The organism is Pseudomonas sp. BO3-4 (assembly GCF_034044115.1).
In the GTDB taxonomy this organism is placed as follows: Bacteria; Pseudomonadota; Gammaproteobacteria; order Pseudomonadales; family Pseudomonadaceae; genus Aquipseudomonas; species Aquipseudomonas alloputida.
Map to the genome: position 1 here is coordinate 2237080 of NZ_CP139018.1, position 14590 is coordinate 2251669.

A 14590-nucleotide genomic window follows, 5' to 3' on the forward strand; every position below is an offset into this window, starting at 1 on the left:
CAGGGCTTTTTGCGTTTTTGGGGCATAGAAAATCTACCCATGGGAACACCCTTGGGAATGCTCTTGATGTAATGGAATTGGGACGCGTCCTAATAATCTGCTTATTTGGTCGGTTTGGCGAGCGCCCCGACGCGTTGGTAAACCCTCTCGGTAATGTCGCCCTTGTTGTGGCCGAGAAGCAGGCTGGCATGGTCGACGTCCTGAATCTTCCTGATGACGGCGCCCAGGCTGCTCTCCACGTCACTGACCTCAAGCAGGGTCCGCAGCTTCTTGTGGGGCCTCTTCTGCTTCACGCGGAGGGCCTTGGCGATCTCGCGGTTCGCCCTGACGTCGCGATACTTCGCCATGTGTGCAGGGGTAATCCCGTCGTTTGGCGCTTTGTCGAAGTAGTTGCGCAGCTGCCGGAACTCGGCCAAGTTGTCCCTCTGGGTGCGAGGCGCTTTGTCGAGATGATGTCGCGTTCGTACCGGTCGAAGATCGCTCCCTGCGTGATCAGATCCTTGGGTTTCTCTTTCGCCTCCAGTTCTGCCCACTTCAGCCTCGCCAAGCTCAAGTCGGTGCCGAGTGGCAATCCCCGGATGATAATCAACTGAAGCTGCCCTCGTCGCGGATTCGACTGCTAGCGCAAAGCCAAGAGAAGCTAGGTGGGAAGCCATCATGCCAGGGTCGATTTGCTCCCAGGCCGCTTTTGTTCAGGCAAGTCTTTCCAGGTAGCTAGGTGCATCAGGCTCTGGAAGGACTGAGAGCACCTTGAGTCGCTGGAGCGTGCGCTCGCGGGCTTTGGATAGATGATCGCGCAGGCATGAACAGGCAGATTCAACCGTTCCATACAACAATGCTTCGAAGATCAAGCGATGTTCCATCAGCATGGCTTCGTCGTTGCTGGACTGCAGTGCTTCATGCAGTACGCGTCCGACATTCATCGGGATCTGACATTGGCGAATCACTGCTGCCATACGGGTATTACTCACCCCGGCTATGCAGGTGACGTGCAGATCCTGCTCAAGCTGTTCGATGTCTGCGCGCTGAACCAGGCGACCGGCTTCCTGGGCTTTGACGATGCGGCTCAACATTGCTTCAAGATCGCTCCGAGGCATCTGATCGACACCTTGGCGCAGAGCATCGGGCTCCAGGAGCATCCGTAGCTCGTAGTCATGCTTCACGGCCTGGGCTGTTAATGGCCCGGCCAACCAATGTGAGTACGGTTCTTTTTCTACTAGCCCTTTGTCCCGCAGTCGCATCAATGCCTCTCTGACTACGTTCCGGCTTACGTTCAATTCTTCGGCTGCGCTCTGTTCATCGATCCGGTAGTGGCCGAAGACCATGAAACGTATGACCGCCTGGGCAAGGTGGTCGTAAATGCGCTCACCCAGCGGACGGTAATCGATAAGGTCTTCTTGCGGCTCGATTCCCAAGAGCTTGCGAGTCAGGGGGACTCGGAGCGGTGTTTCGGTGGTGCCTTCAGGGTCGATCAGAAAACCCCGCCCATCAAATCGCCGTATCAGTCCTTCCTCATGGAGAAGATTGAGGGCCTGACGAACCGGCACGCGGCTTGTGCCGAAGAGCTCCGCTAACGGCCCCTCTACCAACACGAGTCCAGGAACCGTCTGCCCGCCAAGGATCGCATCGCGCAGCGTATTGCGGATTGTCTCGTAGCGAGAGGCTGGACGGTCTTCCGTTGGCTGTGTGGCAGACATCAAAGGGTTCTCATGAAGCGTGGAGGGTAAGTTTCTCACAAGCGAAGCGAGATGTGATCGAACACCGGTAACACTTCTATGAACGATTTTGGGGCAGGCTGTTACCGAAAAACCCAAAATGGATCATTTATTAAAACATACATTTTCTGGGCCGACCTGACGTGTGGGGTCCTCTCACCCGTCTCCCTCAAGGCCCAGAGCTTTCAGGAGGTCGTAGAATACTCGCTACGAAAACTTGGCACGTTCGATGCTTTGTGAAATGTATGTATTATTAAAATGTACATTTTAGAGGTGTGCCATGCTTGCCGATGCCCATTCCTTAGCTCAGCAATTCGCCGACGGAACGACCGACCCTGTCGCCGCCCTTGAAAATGCGCTTCTAAGGGCGGAGCGGGTGCCCGAAGCATTTATCACCTTATGCGAGGAGCGAGCGCTACGCGAAGCGGCTGCGGCTAAGGCGCGCTGGCAAGCAGGTCAACCCTTGTCACCTTTTGATGGCGTACCAGTAGCGTGGAAAGACCTCTACGACCTGGCCGGCTGTGTAACAACGGCTGGTGCGAAAGTACGTTTGCACGACCAACCGGCATCACGCGATTGCTCACTGGCGACAATGCTCAGCCGGGCGGGCATGGTGAGCATCGGAAAGACCAACCTCAGCGAACTGGCATACTCGGGGCTGGGCCTTAATCCCCATTTCGGAACGCCAGCCAACATTAGCTTTGTCGGCGAAGTACGTGCACCGGGAGGGTCGTCCTCCGGTTCGGCTATAGCCGTTGCGCAGGGGTGCGCGCCTATCGGTATGTCGACTGATACCGCTGGCTCCATTCGAGTGCCAGCAGCTTTCAATGGACTTGTGGGTTACCGCAGCAGTGCAAAGCGTTACTCGTTCGAAGGTGTCACGCCCCTTGCAAGTTCTCTTGATTCGCTTGGGCCGATCACCCATAGCGTTCGTGATGCCATCGTTGTCGATAACCTCCTGTTAGGTGATCAGAATGGCATGCCGCTGGACACCTCAGGCCTTCCCGCTGCAGGGCTAAAGCTGTGCGTAGATATTGATCTGCTTGATGACTCGCGCATTCAGCCTGAAGTACGCGCAAACCTTCTCGCGGCGCTTGATCGATTGGCTGCGGCGGGAGCAGTGGTCGAGCGAAAAAAAGTTAATGCATTTGAACAAGCGCTGGACGTCATCGAGCAGATCGGATGGCTCGGGAGTGCGGAGGCTTTTGCCTACTACCAAGCGCTTCTCGATAGCACGGATGCTGAGCAGCTAGACCCGCGTGTTCGCAAGCGGCTTGAGGCCGCGCGAGCGTTTCCAGCCAGTAAGCAGGTTCGCTTGTACCAAGCTGCCGACGCACTGAAAGCACAGATTGCGCGTGAGTTAGATGGCGCATTCCTGGTGACCCCGACAGTAGGTCACGTAGCTCCGCTTCTGGCACCGCTTGAAGAAGACGCCAACCTTTTCGTTGCTACTAACCTGGCAACACTGAGGCTGACAATGCCCGGCAGCATGCTGGACATGCCTGGCATTGCGTTGCCAAGTGGAACTGGGGAGGCAGGGCTTCCCACGAGTCTCCTTCTTTCAAGTGTGAGTGGAAATGATAAGGAACTGCTCCGAGCAGGCCTGGCAATCGAGCCTTATGTTCGAGGCGTGAATTAACAGGTCAACCGGAGTGCGGGCAATGTTTGCCTGTGAATAGTTGAATAACAAAGAGGTATTGACCATGAAGAAAGAAATTTTTGTATCAATTGGCGTTGATGTCGATGCGGTAGCCGGTTGGCTCGGTTCCTATGGGGGGGAGGATTCGCCTGACGATATCTCTCGCGGTCTTTTTGCTGGCGAAGTTGGCGCCCCCCGCCTTCTGAAGCTTTTTGAAAAATATGACCTGCGCACAACGTGGTTCATCCCTGGCCACTCGGTAGAGACCTTTCCCGAGCAAATGAAAGCTGTGGTTCAGGCAGGCCATGAAATTGGCATTCATGGTTACAGCCATGAGAACCCGATCGCGATGACGCCTGAGCAAGAAGAAATCGTCCTGGACAAATCGATTGAAGTCATCACCCAGCTTTCAGGCAAACGGCCGACCGGCTACGTGGCACCTTGGTGGGAATTCAGCAATGTCACCAATGAGCTGCTTCTGAAGAAGGGTATCAAGTACGACCACAGCTTGATGCACAACGACTTCCACCCTTACTACGTTCGGGTGAAGGACAGCTGGAGCAAGATTGACTACAGCCAACATCCCGATACATGGATGAAACCGTTAGTTCGTGGCGAAGAAACCGATTTGGTTGAGATTCCAGCCAACTGGTACCTTGATGATCTTCCGCCGATGATGTTTATCAAGAAGTCGCCTAATAGCCACGGCTTTGTCAATCCTCGCCACTTGGAAGAAATGTGGCGCGATCAATTTGACTGGGTTTACCGCGAACATGACTACGCAGTGTTCCCAATCACGATTCACCCTGATGTGTCCGGTCGACCTCAAGTACTACTTATGCTTGAGCGCTTTATCGAGCATATGAAGAGTCATGAAGGTGTGAACTTCGTCACGATGGACGAAATCGCTGACGACTTTATCCGGCGTCAACCGCGTAAGGGTTGATTAAATACTTCGGTTCGCACGTTTATAAGCGGATCAACAACAAGAGAAATGCCGATATGACCACTACGCCAGCCACCACCACGACGCCAGTTACCGAGTCTGGTACATGGAAGCCGGTACAACTGGAATCCAAAGATGTCAAATATGCGACTTGGATTGCCTTCTTTGCTTGGGTTTTTGCAGTTTACGACTTCATCTTGTTTGGCACCCTGCTGCCGGTCATGGGCGGGCATTTCACTTGGAGCGAAACTGAACAGGCGGAAATCGCCACGTGGGTAGCGGTTGGCGGTGCTGTCGTTGCGTTCGTCGTCGGCCCTCTCGTAGATAAGATCGGTCGACGTGGCGGGATCATCTTCACAATCGGCGGTACAGCGCTCTGCTCGGCGCTCACCGCTGTGTGTGCCGGTATGGGGAAGGGGCCGTTGATAGCTGTTCGCTCGGTCGCAGGCCTCGGTTATGCCGAGGAAGGGGTCAACGCGACGTACCTTACCGAGGTGTATGCAGCCTCGACCGATCCAAAGCTGATCAAGCGCCGGGGGTTTGTCTACAGCTTGGTGCAAAGTGGTTGGCCGGTAGGGGCTTTGATTGCTGCAGGCCTTACTGCACTGCTGCTGCCCCACATTGGTTGGCAGGGTTGTTTCATTTTTGCTGCGGTGCCTGCGCTGGTTGTGGCGATTCTGGCTCGAAAACTCAAAGAAAGCCCTCAGTTCCAGGTGCATCAGCGGATCAACCAATTGCGCAAGGCGGGAGATGATTCCGCCGCACGCAGCCTGGCTCGTGAATACCACGTTGACTATGACGAGCATGCCAAGGCAGGCGTTGCAGCAGCATTTCGTGGTGCAGCACTGCGGCCTACATTGGTTCTGAGCTTGGCGATTCTCCTCAACTGGTCGGCCATTCAAGTCTTCAGCGTTCTGGGCACGTCAGTCATCGTGAGCGTTCACAAGTTGTCGTTCGAGAACTCGTTGTGGATCCTTGTTCTCTCCAACCTGGTTGGGTTCATCGGTTACCTGGTTCACGGTTGGCTGGGCGATCGGATTGGACGCCGCAACACAGTGGCTCTCGGTTGGATGTGTGGTGGATTGGCATTCTTCGCCATGATTCAAGCGCCAAGTGATCTGATCACGGTTGTTGCCTTGTACAGTTTGGGCCTGTTCTTCCTGACCGGCCCGTATTCCGCGATGTTGTTCTTCATGGGCGAAAGCTTCCCCACCAGTATCCGTGCAACAGGGGGCGCAATTGTCCATGCCATGGGCCCTATCGGCGCCATTGTTGCTGGTCTGGGAATCACCAGCGTGCTGTCCACCGGTGGTGAATGGCACAGTGCTGCCCTTTGGTTTGGAGCGCTGCCTTGCTTCCTTTCGGGCTTGATTATGTTCGCCGCCCGGCACGTCGAACCCCATTCAGTCAAATAACAGGGATTTGTAACTATGTCTCAACCCGTAGCGTTGGTTACCGGGGCTGCCAGTGGCATTGGCCTGGCGGTTGCAATTGCGTACGCGAAGAAAGGTGTGCGCGTGATTGGTGGCTATTTGGCAGGTGACCCACATGACCCCTCTCAGACTCAGCGACTCGTAGAGGAGGCAGGTGGCGAGTGTTTAATGGTGGCGATGGACGTGACCAGCAGCGCCTCGATGGACGCCATCGCCGCAGTGGCAGTCGAACACTTCGGTCGGCTCGACTATGCCGTCGCGAACGCTGGGCTTTTGCGCAAAGCTCCGCTACTTGAGATGTCGGATGAGCAGTGGAATGAAATGCTCAACGTCGACCTTACGGGCGTGATGCGCACTTTCCGAAGCGCGAGCCGTTACATCAGTGAAGGCGGAGCCATGGTTGCCATTTCGTCGATTGCAGGTGGTGTATACGGATGGCAAGACCATTCTCATTACGCAGCTGCCAAGGCCGGCCTTCCAGGGCTCTGCCGCTCTCTTGCGGTGGAATTTGCGCCGAAAGGAATTCGCTGCAACACCATCATTCCCGGTTTGATTGAGACGCCTCAATCGCTGGACAGCAAGAATTCGCTAGGGGCTGACGGTCTGGCCAAGGCGGGCAAAGCGATTCCTCTGGGACGGGTAGGGCGAGCAAGTGAAGTGGCTGACCTGGTTTGCTACTTGACCGGTCGTGAGTCGAGCTACATCACGGGACAGAGCATCATCATCGATGGCGGTCTGACCGTACGCTGGCCTGAGTAAAAAATAACAACACCGCAAGGTTTCCTTGCGGCTGCGAGGAGAAATGACAATGAAGCCATTGCAAAACCGACGTGCCGTCATTACCGGTGCAGCTAGCGGTATCGGTGCGGCGATCGCCTATGCGTATGCCGATGCAGGCGCCAAGCTTGTGTTGTGTGATCGAGACGCCGAGCGCTTGGCTGTCGTTGCCAACCACTGTCGTGACCGTGGCGTCTTGGTGATTGAGTGTGTTGCTGATGTCGGTAGCAGGGAAGGGGCTCAAGCTGGCGTAGATGCCTGCGTAGATGCGCTCGGTGGCATCGATGTTCTGGTGAATAATGCCGGTATGCTGACTCAGGCTTCCTGTGTGGATCTCACTCAGGAAATGTGGGATGAGATGCTGCGGGTCGATCTGACCAGCGTATTCGTCGCAAGCCAGCGTGCTCTACCTCATATGCTGGAACAGAAATGGGGCCGCATCATAAACATCGCCTCTCAGCTCGGCATCAAAGGTGGCGCTCAACTGACTCACTATGCTGCCGCGAAAGCAGGTGTAATCGGATTCACCAAGTCCCTGGCTTTGGAAGTGAGCAAGGACAACGTCTTGGTCAATTCTGTTGCTCCTGGGCCGATTGAAACCCCGCTCGTTGAAGGGATCAGTCAGGAGTGGAAGGCTGCAAAGGCCAGAGAGTTGCCATTGGGTCGGTTCGGTAAGGTTGAAGAGGTGGCACCGATCGCGGTGCTGCTTGCCTCTGAGCCTGGCGGAAACTTGTTCGTCGGCCAAACCCTTAACCCGAATGCCGGCGACGTAATGCCTTGAGGTGAGCTATGTGTGGACTTTGTGGCCTGATCGGTGAGGATGTTCACTGGAGCGATCCTATAGACACAAGCCTTCCCGGTCGCCGCGAGCGCTTACGTCGAATTGCCTCAATTAACCAGGTGATAGCCCCCTTCAGGCTCAAAGTCAGTGACGTCCAGGGCGCTTCTTATCTGGTCCAGGGCCCCACGGGAAAGCAAGGTATTGCCTCCGGTTTGGAGCAGCTCTGGCAAACAGCCGAGGAGATTCTGGGGCGCAAGCTTGACCCCCTTGATCCAAGAATTCTCGATCACTTGGAGATGCAGGCATGAGCCTTCAGATCAATGTCCTGACCGGTTTTCTGGGCAGTGGGAAAACTACTTTGTTGCAGCGGGTGCTGGCCAATGAAGAGATGGGCGAGACGGCTCTGCTCATCAATGAATTCGGCGAGGTTGGCATCGATAATCTTCTCGTGCAGGAAATCGCGCCCAACACGGTGCTGCTGCCAAGTGGGTGCGTCTGCTGTTCGGTGCGTGGGGATCTGAAACAAGCGCTCATCGATCTGCATGACAAGCGAAATCGCGGGGAGATCCCTGCTTTCCGTCGAGTGCTTTTGGAAACGACTGGCCTTGCGGATCCTGCACCGATTCCTGCCACTTTGCAGCGGGATCCACAACTTCGAGGTCGATACCATGTTGGGCTTATGGTGACCGTTGTCGACGCCCAGCACGCCGCTCTTCAGGAACGAATCCACCCCGAGTGGCTGGGCCAGGTAACAGCTGCTGATCGCCTTTTAGTGAGTAAGGGAGATCTGGTTAGCTCAGAGATTCTTGATCTGCTAGTGGATCACCTGAAAACCCTTAACCCGTCTGCCTCGGTCGCGCTGGCAAGTGCCATTGGGGAAGGCGATGAGCAGATGCTTGGCGAAGGGCTCAGAAGCTTGGAGCCTGATGATGAGGTCGCGGTGTGGCAGCTCTTTGCACCTACGAAGCAACCTCGGCACGGGGGAGCACAAGTTTGCGTGCTTGAGTATGAAACGCCGCTGGATTGGCTTGCCTTCGGGGTTTGGCTATCGATGCTGTTAAGATGCCACGGAGAACGTATTCTTCGGGTCAAAGGTATCTTGAGCGTGATCGACTCTGAGCAACCTATCGTGATTCACGGTGTGCAGCACTGCCTTCATTCACCAGTGCATCTTGCCAGTTGGCCTGATGGGCAGCGGCGATCACGTCTGGTGATTATCGTGCGCGATTTGGACACCAAGCTTCTAAGTAGATCGTTCGAAGCCTTCTTGAACCGTCTGGGGCGTGCTGTATGAGCGGCCCTGTCACGTTGAGAGTACTGGGTACCTCTGTGACCTTGCTCGAGTCTATTCGCTTGCGCGCGGAGCGAGAGCTGGGCATTCGAATTGAGTACCAAGTCCATGACGTTCAAACGGTTCAGCGCATTGCGTTGATGCACCCCGAGAGCTATGACCTTTACGATCAATGGTTCCATAGCATGGATTTTGTCTGGCCCGCAGGCGCAATCCAGCCCATTGATATCAGGCGAGTTGCTTTGTGGGATGAGATCAATGACCTGGCCAAGCGCGGCCGACTTCATGCTGGCGATAAGCTAGCGGGCGGTAGCCTGCCTTGCGACCGTTTGTATGTTCAGCATGATCGTAGCTTGGCCAATCACCCAACTGACTCAATCAGTATGTTGCCGCTCACGCACAATGCGGACAGCTTTGCCTACAGGCCAGACCTGCTTCCCCCTGGGTTTGGTATCGAAAACGAAAGTTGGTCCTGGCTTGTTGATCCTGGCTGGTGCGGTCATGTGGCTTTGCAGAGCGATGCAGCTATCGGGGCGCTGGACGCGGCGCTGGCAGTGCAGGCTAAGGGCCTGGCCAAGTTCGACGTAATTGGCAACCTTCGGCTGGATGAGATCGATGAGCTCGCGGATGTGCTCATCAAGCTCCAACGCCAAGGGCATTTTGCGGCTTTCTGGTCGGATGATCGTGATGCCAGTAAGCTAATGCTTGGCCCAAACGTTCACATTGAGAGTGTCTGGTCTCCAGCGCTGATGCAGCTGCATCGCGAAGGCATTCAGTATCGCCAGGCAGTTCCTAAAGAAGGCTACCGGGGCTGGTTCGGCGGCTTATCGTTGTCTCGGGCTGTTGATGGTGCAGTGAAAGATGTGGCTTACGCCTATCTGAACTGGTGGTTGGCAGGTTGGCCAGGCGCGATGATGGCGCGACAGGGCTTCTACATTTCCAATCCACTGCGAGCTCGAGATCACCTGTCCGCTGCGGAATGGGATTACTGGTACGAAGGCAAGCCAGCCAGCGAACAGTTGCTTGGGAGTGATGGTGAACCACTCATTGGGCCTGGAGAAATAAGGGAAGGGGGCTCCTACGCCGAGCGAGTGAGCCGAATCAGCGTCTGGAACTCGGTGATGGATGAGCATAACTACCTTGTCCGCAAATGGGCTGCATTTCTTAGAGCGGGCCGCTCGAAGGAGCTGTCATCCACAGCTGGAAGCTTGGGCATTCCTTAGCTCCTGTTTCGTGTAAGACAAGCAAAGTGTCGACCTGAGGGATTTCTACGCAGACTGTTCTGATGCAAACACGCTATAGGGTGACCGACTGTGATCTGCAGGAGGTGTCATTCCAGTCATCGATCTTCAACGTATCCAAGGTCGGCGCTAATCTTTGTGCTGCACTCCCGCAGCAGCGCCTCAAACTTCTCCGTAGCACCCTCGGGATCCATCACGGCATCCGGGCCTGACAGATTGATTGCAGCCGTCACTTCTCCCCTGTGGTCTTTGATAGCCATCGCAATCGCAGTGGAGTAATCCGAACGATGCAGCACCCATCCTCGCGCTCTGTCACCCTCGATCATATCTTGCAGCTCAAGCTGAGTCCGTGGGGCAGGGGCTGGGTAATCGTCTAAACGGATGTGTTGGTAAAGTGCGGCAAGTTCTACCTGGTCAAGGCCGGTGAGTAGCATGCGGCCAATCGCCGTGCAGTGGCATGCGATGCGGGTGCCAACCGGAATGTTGACGGACAGCCGCTGAGCCGCAAACGCTCGGTAGACATACAGGCTTTCCGTATTCTCCCGCACGGCCAAATGGCAGGAGAGAGAAGTGCGATCTCGCAATTGATTCAGGTGAGGCATGGCGACATCGACAATGTCGCGGCTGGCGAGGTAACTGAAGCCATCGCTGATGACTCGGGCTCCGAGCTCGTATTGACTGTTGTGTTTGTTCAAGTAACCCATATCGGTCAACGTGAACACTATCCGGTACAGCGCCGAGGTGCTGACGTTCAATCGCTCGGCGATCTCCTGCATGCTCAGACTACGCGTTCGAGCGTTGAACAGGCCAAGCACCGCGAGCCCTCGGGCTAGGGCAGGTACGCTGTAGTCGGCATCCTTAATGGGGGCGTCGATCATCGTTCGTTGCTCATCCGGGATCTGGGAAGCGATATCATGTGTGCCGGCCACGACCGCAGTGGACATGGTCTGCTTCAGCGCGTAGTCAGCACAGCATGATCTGTATCACTTAATACAGCGCGTCGATCTGTAGGGCTCGTCCATCAAACTCGGCCATCGCATCCATTAGTGCGCCCTTGAAATACTCGAGCGAAGCGCGATCACACAGGATGTGAAAGATCGGGTGCGATTCAGCACTGATGTTGATGACGATCACGTTGATCCTTGCAGCCGATGTTTGTGCAACGGCGCCATGCGCAAATGCAGCGCTGCGTAGATCAACCCCACACAGTTTGGCCATGACTTCAGCCGCGTGAGCGCCGCTCAGCTGCATCCACGCATGGCTGTCTTCGCGAGGCAAAAGGTAGTTGGCCAAATGATCCATCTCCCAGCGAGCTTCTTCATCGGCGATGCGCTCACCTCTGTCTCGCAGGCTGCCCAGGAGCAAATACTCTGTCTGCGACAGACGCGCCACGTGGCTACCGTCCGGTTGGGTAATGGCCTGGTTTGGCTTATCAGGAAGGCTGAAGCCGCGGGACTGCAGGTATTCGCCACTCTGAGCGCCGCGAAAACCAACCCTTGGAAGCCCCGTCAGGTCGACCACCGCACATTGCTGAAGTGGGCCCGGCCCGATGTCATTGAGATTGGACATGTCAAAGCTCCTGGCGCTGGTTGTCTGGATCGAAGAAGGGGAGCTTTACGACGGTTGCCTGGACGACCACACCATCTTCAACTCGGATCGGAATCTGCTGCCCCGGAGTGCTCTGATCAAAGGCGGCGTAGGCCAGGCCGATGATCTGATCAAGGCTTTGCGAATACTCACAGGACGTCACATTACCGCTGATGTCCGGCCCCTTGAGAACCAGATGGCCCTCGAGCGGTTGCGGGCTGGTCTTGGGCAGCGTGAAGCCCACCAGCTTGCGTTTCTGTGGCTGCGCTTCAAGGATGTCGACGGAGCGACGACCGACAAAGAACGGCTTGTTACGGCTGACCGCCCACCCCATGTCGATTTCGCCAGGATGGGTCATGCCGTCGGTGTCCTGGCTGATGATCACATGGCCTTTTTCCAGGCGCAGCAGGCGCTGGGTCTCGACACCAAACGGGCGAATGTCGAATTCCTTGCCGGCCTCTATCAGTGCATCCCAAAGCTTCAACGCATAACGTGCAGGTACGTGGATTTCGTAACCCAATTCCCCTACGAAGCCTACGCGCAGGAGCCGTGCCTTGATCCCGGCCACGGTGCCCAGGCGAACGCCCAGGTATGGGAATCCTTCAGCGGACAGATCAAGATCCGCGCACACCTTCTCCAGCACCTTGCGTGAGTCGGGCCCCGCTACGTTGACAGCCGAGATCGCGGCAGTGACGTTAGCGATGTCGACGTTCAGGCGCCATTGCGCGTTCCACTTGAGCATCTGCTGATAGATTCGATCCACGCCGCTGGTGGTGGCAGTGACGTAGAAGTGGTTTTCGGCAAAGCGCGCGCAGACGCCATCGTCGATCACCACGCCATGTTCGTTGGTCATCAGCGCGTAGCGTGAGCGACCCACGGGCTGCTTGAGAAATGCGAAGGTGTACATGCGGTTGAGAAGTTCGGCAGCGTCAGGGCCGCGCACGTCCAGACCGCCCAGCGTCGAAACGTCGATGATGCCGACCTTCCGGCGCACGTGCAGCGCCTCGGCCTGCATGCATTTATCCCGCTCGCTCGGTTTGCCGTAATAGGCAGGGCGCTGCCAGATACCGGCAGGCATCATTTTTGCGCCGGCTTCCAGATGACGGCGGTGCATGGGTGTCTGGCGGTACGGATCAAACGCTCGCCCCGCGACATGGGCCAGCTTCTCCGCCTCAAAGGGAGGGCGCGCTGTGGTTACGCCTGTTTCGCTGACGCTGCGCTGAGTGGACGCTGCCACCAGTCGAGCTGTTGGCAGGGCTGAGTGGCGCCCTTGAGAAGGCCCCATGCCCACGGTGGAGTAGCGCTTGACCAGTTGCACATCTCGATAGCCGATCTTCGTGGCGTTAATGATATCGCGCACCTGCAAATCTTCGTCGAAGTCGACAAAGTCCTTGCCTTTGGGGTGCGGGAAAATCGGCCATGGAAAATTGACTTGCGCTTCTGGGCGCAGCGGCAGGGGCTTGACGTTGATGACCAGGCCTAGCGCTGTAATGATTTCGGTGGCTGTGCGAGTGGCATCAGCGAGCACGTTGTCCAGTGCGTGGAAACCATGGGCGGAACCTGCAACGCTGAGATTCTTCGGCAGGCCGCTAAGGGTGAACTCAGCCAGTTGATCGTCATAAGACAGCTTGCCGCCGGCTTGGCACAGCAATTGATAGACCGGCATGTAGCCGCCGGACATGCAGAGCAAATCGCAATCCAGGTGCAAGCTGCTATTCGCGACCTGGCCGAGGCCGGTGATTTTTCGGATGTCGACGCCGCTGACATGGCGCATGCCTTTTTCATGCAGCGCTTCAAACACCGTGCTGTTCAGATGACAGGGGATTCCGCGCTTTTCCAGCGCGATCAGCAACGCGCGATCAGCGGGATTGGTACGCATGTCCACCAGCGCTGCAACCTGAACACCTTGCTCGTGCAGATCGAGCGCTGCGTAGTAACCGTCGTCGTTCCCCGTGAGTACCACTGCGCGTTTGCCAGGCTTTACGGCGTAGAGTTTCATCAGGCGTTGGGCTGCGCTGCTAAGCATCACCCCAGGCAAATCGTTGTTGCGGAAAATCACTGGCTGATCAAACGAGCCGCTGGCGATCAGGCATTGGGTGGCGCGCACCTTGTACATGCGTTTACCCTGAATCACCGGCAGATAGTTATCGGTGAACCATGCATTGCACGTAGCTTTCTTCAGCACTTGAATGTTGGCGTGGCCTTCAACAGCGTTGATCAGCTCGCGGCGTAGGCTATCGGCACGATTGTTTTCGACATCGAAACGGGCATAGGTCAGTGAGCCGCCCAGAATGGGTTGTTGCTCAATCAACAACACCTTTGCGCCTGCATTGGCCGCAGTCAGTGCCGCCTGCAGTCCAGCAGGGCCAGCGCCGACAACCGCGAGGTCAGCGAACAGGTAGGCCTTGTCGTAGTACTCGGGCTGGAATTTGAGATCCAAGACGCCGAGTCCGGCCTTTTTGCGAATGATGGGCTCCCATAGTTTCCATGCACCCTTAGGCTTGTAGAAAGAGCGGTAGTAGAAACCAACCGGCATGAATTTGGAGAACTTGCCAAGATAGGCGTCTTTGTCGTTGTCCAGAGAGCCGTTGAAGTTTTGCCCGGTCACCTGCGCACCACTTTCCAGCAGGTGAGTGTCCGCCAGGACGTTGGGCTCGCTCGGTAGCTGTACCAGGGTATTGGCGTCTTGACCTGCCATGGTCAGCGGGCCGCGCGGGCGGTGATACTTGAACGAGCGGGAGAGCAGGAAGCGACCATTGGCGAGCAGGGCACTTGCGATGCTGTCACCTGCAAACCCTTGATACGCTTTGCCATCAAAGCTGAAATGAAGCGGCTGATTGCGGTCGATCAACAAGCCCATGGGAGCGGGTAGGCGGCTCATTGCGCGGTCTCCTTGGCGGTCGTGAATTCAACACGGGTGGTGAACAGCTCTTTGGGATCGAAGGTGCGCAGAATTTCATCGCTGCCAGTGTGGCGTTCGGCCAGGAACCAATAGCTGGAGGGGTTGTGCATCCACCACTCGCAAACCACGCCCAACGTGTCATCGCTGTTGAACACGTAGTCGGCCCATTCGGCATCGGTACACGTCTGCGGATCGGGCATCTGCTTGAACTCACCGCCATAGGTGAACTCACTGATGTTGCGCGGCCCGTTGAGTGGGCAATTCATCACTTTCATGTC

At 56.3% G+C, this 14590-nt stretch carries 14 protein-coding genes; 8 read left to right on the plus strand and 6 right to left on the minus strand.

Features of this window, described 5'->3' with window-relative positions:
* Positions 1-101 precede the first annotated feature (101 nt).
* On the minus strand, positions 102-416 hold the full coding sequence (locus REH59_RS10110) for a hypothetical protein (RefSeq protein WP_014860145.1): 315 nt from the start codon (positions 414-416) through the stop codon (positions 102-104).
* A gap of 276 nt (positions 417-692) precedes the next feature.
* On the minus strand, positions 693-1697 hold the full coding sequence (locus tag REH59_RS10115; RefSeq protein WP_003251179.1) for a GntR family transcriptional regulator: 1005 nt from the start codon (positions 1695-1697) through the stop codon (positions 693-695).
* Between the two features lie 298 nt (positions 1698-1995).
* On the opposite strand from REH59_RS10115, the gene REH59_RS10120 reads away from it, so the two are divergent.
* The 8 genes from REH59_RS10120 (at position 1996) to REH59_RS10155 (ending at position 9805) form a co-directional block, all read left to right on the plus strand.
* Positions 1996-3354, plus strand: a complete 1359-nt coding sequence (locus REH59_RS10120) for an amidase (protein WP_014860147.1) — start codon at positions 1996-1998, stop codon at positions 3352-3354.
* Positions 3355-3418: 64 nt separating this feature from the next.
* Complete coding sequence (locus REH59_RS10125) at positions 3419-4300, plus strand: polysaccharide deacetylase family protein (protein WP_003251175.1); 882 nt, start codon at positions 3419-3421, stop codon at positions 4298-4300.
* A 56-nt stretch (positions 4301-4356) separates the two neighbouring features.
* On the plus strand, positions 4357-5715 hold the full coding sequence (locus REH59_RS10130; RefSeq protein ID WP_004576120.1) for an MFS transporter: 1359 nt from the start codon (positions 4357-4359) through the stop codon (positions 5713-5715).
* A 15-nt stretch (positions 5716-5730) separates the two neighbouring features.
* Positions 5731-6492, plus strand: a complete 762-nt coding sequence (locus REH59_RS10135) for an SDR family NAD(P)-dependent oxidoreductase (RefSeq protein WP_128573649.1) — start codon at positions 5731-5733, stop codon at positions 6490-6492.
* Positions 6493-6541: 49 nt separating this feature from the next.
* On the plus strand, positions 6542-7291 hold the full coding sequence (locus REH59_RS10140) for an SDR family NAD(P)-dependent oxidoreductase (RefSeq protein ID WP_003251169.1): 750 nt from the start codon (positions 6542-6544) through the stop codon (positions 7289-7291).
* 8 nt (positions 7292-7299) lie between these two features.
* Positions 7300-7599 (plus strand): hypothetical protein, encoded by a 300-nt coding sequence (locus tag REH59_RS10145; RefSeq protein WP_003251167.1) that lies wholly within the window; start codon positions 7300-7302, stop codon positions 7597-7599.
* Positions 7596-8585 carry a GTP-binding protein gene (locus REH59_RS10150; protein WP_320450511.1) on the plus strand — a complete coding sequence of 330 codons (990 nt, stop codon included), beginning with the start codon at positions 7596-7598 and terminating at the stop codon, positions 8583-8585. The genes REH59_RS10145 and REH59_RS10150 overlap by 4 nt, the downstream gene beginning before the upstream one ends.
* Positions 8582-9805 carry an ABC transporter substrate-binding protein gene (locus REH59_RS10155; RefSeq protein WP_003251164.1) on the plus strand — a complete coding sequence of 408 codons (1224 nt, stop codon included), beginning with the start codon at positions 8582-8584 and terminating at the stop codon, positions 9803-9805. Before REH59_RS10150 ends, REH59_RS10155 begins: the two co-directional genes overlap by 4 nt.
* A 116-nt stretch (positions 9806-9921) precedes the next feature.
* On the opposite strand, the gene REH59_RS10160 is transcribed toward REH59_RS10155, so the two are convergent.
* The 4 genes from REH59_RS10160 to REH59_RS10175 form a co-directional block, all read right to left on the minus strand.
* Complete coding sequence (locus REH59_RS10160; protein ID WP_265536673.1) at positions 9922-10701, minus strand: IclR family transcriptional regulator; 780 nt, start codon at positions 10699-10701, stop codon at positions 9922-9924.
* 109 nt (positions 10702-10810) lie between these two features.
* On the minus strand, positions 10811-11392 hold the full coding sequence (locus REH59_RS10165) for a sarcosine oxidase subunit gamma (protein ID WP_004577292.1): 582 nt from the start codon (positions 11390-11392) through the stop codon (positions 10811-10813).
* 1 nt (position 11393) lies between these two features.
* The gene (locus REH59_RS10170) at positions 11394-14291 is read right to left on the minus strand and encodes a 2Fe-2S iron-sulfur cluster-binding protein (RefSeq protein WP_014860151.1); all 2898 of its coding nucleotides are present in this window, start codon (positions 14289-14291) and stop codon (positions 11394-11396) included.
* Positions 14288-14587, minus strand: a complete 300-nt coding sequence (locus REH59_RS10175; RefSeq protein WP_003251157.1) for a sarcosine oxidase subunit delta — start codon at positions 14585-14587, stop codon at positions 14288-14290. The genes REH59_RS10170 and REH59_RS10175 overlap by 4 nt, the downstream gene beginning before the upstream one ends.
* Positions 14588-14590: the final 3 nt, after the last annotated feature.

Excerpts from the sequence above, each read along its gene's own strand:
- REH59_RS10140 (WP_003251169.1), top strand. The coding sequence starts at position 6,542 with ATGAAGCCATTGCAAAACCGACGTGCCGTCATTACCGGTGCAGCTAGC.
- REH59_RS10155 (WP_003251164.1), top strand. The coding sequence starts at position 8,582 with ATGAGCGGCCCTGTCACGTTGAGAGTACTGGGTACCTCTGTGACCTTG.
- REH59_RS10120 (WP_014860147.1), top strand. The coding sequence starts at position 1,996 with ATGCTTGCCGATGCCCATTCCTTAGCTCAGCAATTCGCCGACGGAACG.
- REH59_RS10170 (WP_014860151.1), bottom strand. The coding sequence starts at position 14,291 with ATGAGCCGCCTACCCGCTCCCATGGGCTTGTTGATCGACCGCAATCAG.
- REH59_RS10175 (WP_003251157.1), bottom strand. The coding sequence starts at position 14,587 with ATGAAAGTGATGAATTGCCCACTCAACGGGCCGCGCAACATCAGTGAG.
- REH59_RS10160 (WP_265536673.1), bottom strand. The coding sequence starts at position 10,701 with ATGATCGACGCCCCCATTAAGGATGCCGACTACAGCGTACCTGCCCTA.
- REH59_RS10115 (WP_003251179.1), bottom strand. The coding sequence starts at position 1,697 with ATGTCTGCCACACAGCCAACGGAAGACCGTCCAGCCTCTCGCTACGAG.
- REH59_RS10145 (WP_003251167.1), top strand. The coding sequence starts at position 7,300 with ATGTGTGGACTTTGTGGCCTGATCGGTGAGGATGTTCACTGGAGCGAT.
- REH59_RS10125 (WP_003251175.1), top strand. The coding sequence starts at position 3,419 with ATGAAGAAAGAAATTTTTGTATCAATTGGCGTTGATGTCGATGCGGTA.
- REH59_RS10135 (WP_128573649.1), top strand. The coding sequence starts at position 5,731 with ATGTCTCAACCCGTAGCGTTGGTTACCGGGGCTGCCAGTGGCATTGGC.
- REH59_RS10130 (WP_004576120.1), top strand. The coding sequence starts at position 4,357 with ATGACCACTACGCCAGCCACCACCACGACGCCAGTTACCGAGTCTGGT.
- REH59_RS10150 (WP_320450511.1), top strand. The coding sequence starts at position 7,596 with ATGAGCCTTCAGATCAATGTCCTGACCGGTTTTCTGGGCAGTGGGAAA.
- REH59_RS10165 (WP_004577292.1), bottom strand. The coding sequence starts at position 11,392 with ATGTCCAATCTCAATGACATCGGGCCGGGCCCACTTCAGCAATGTGCG.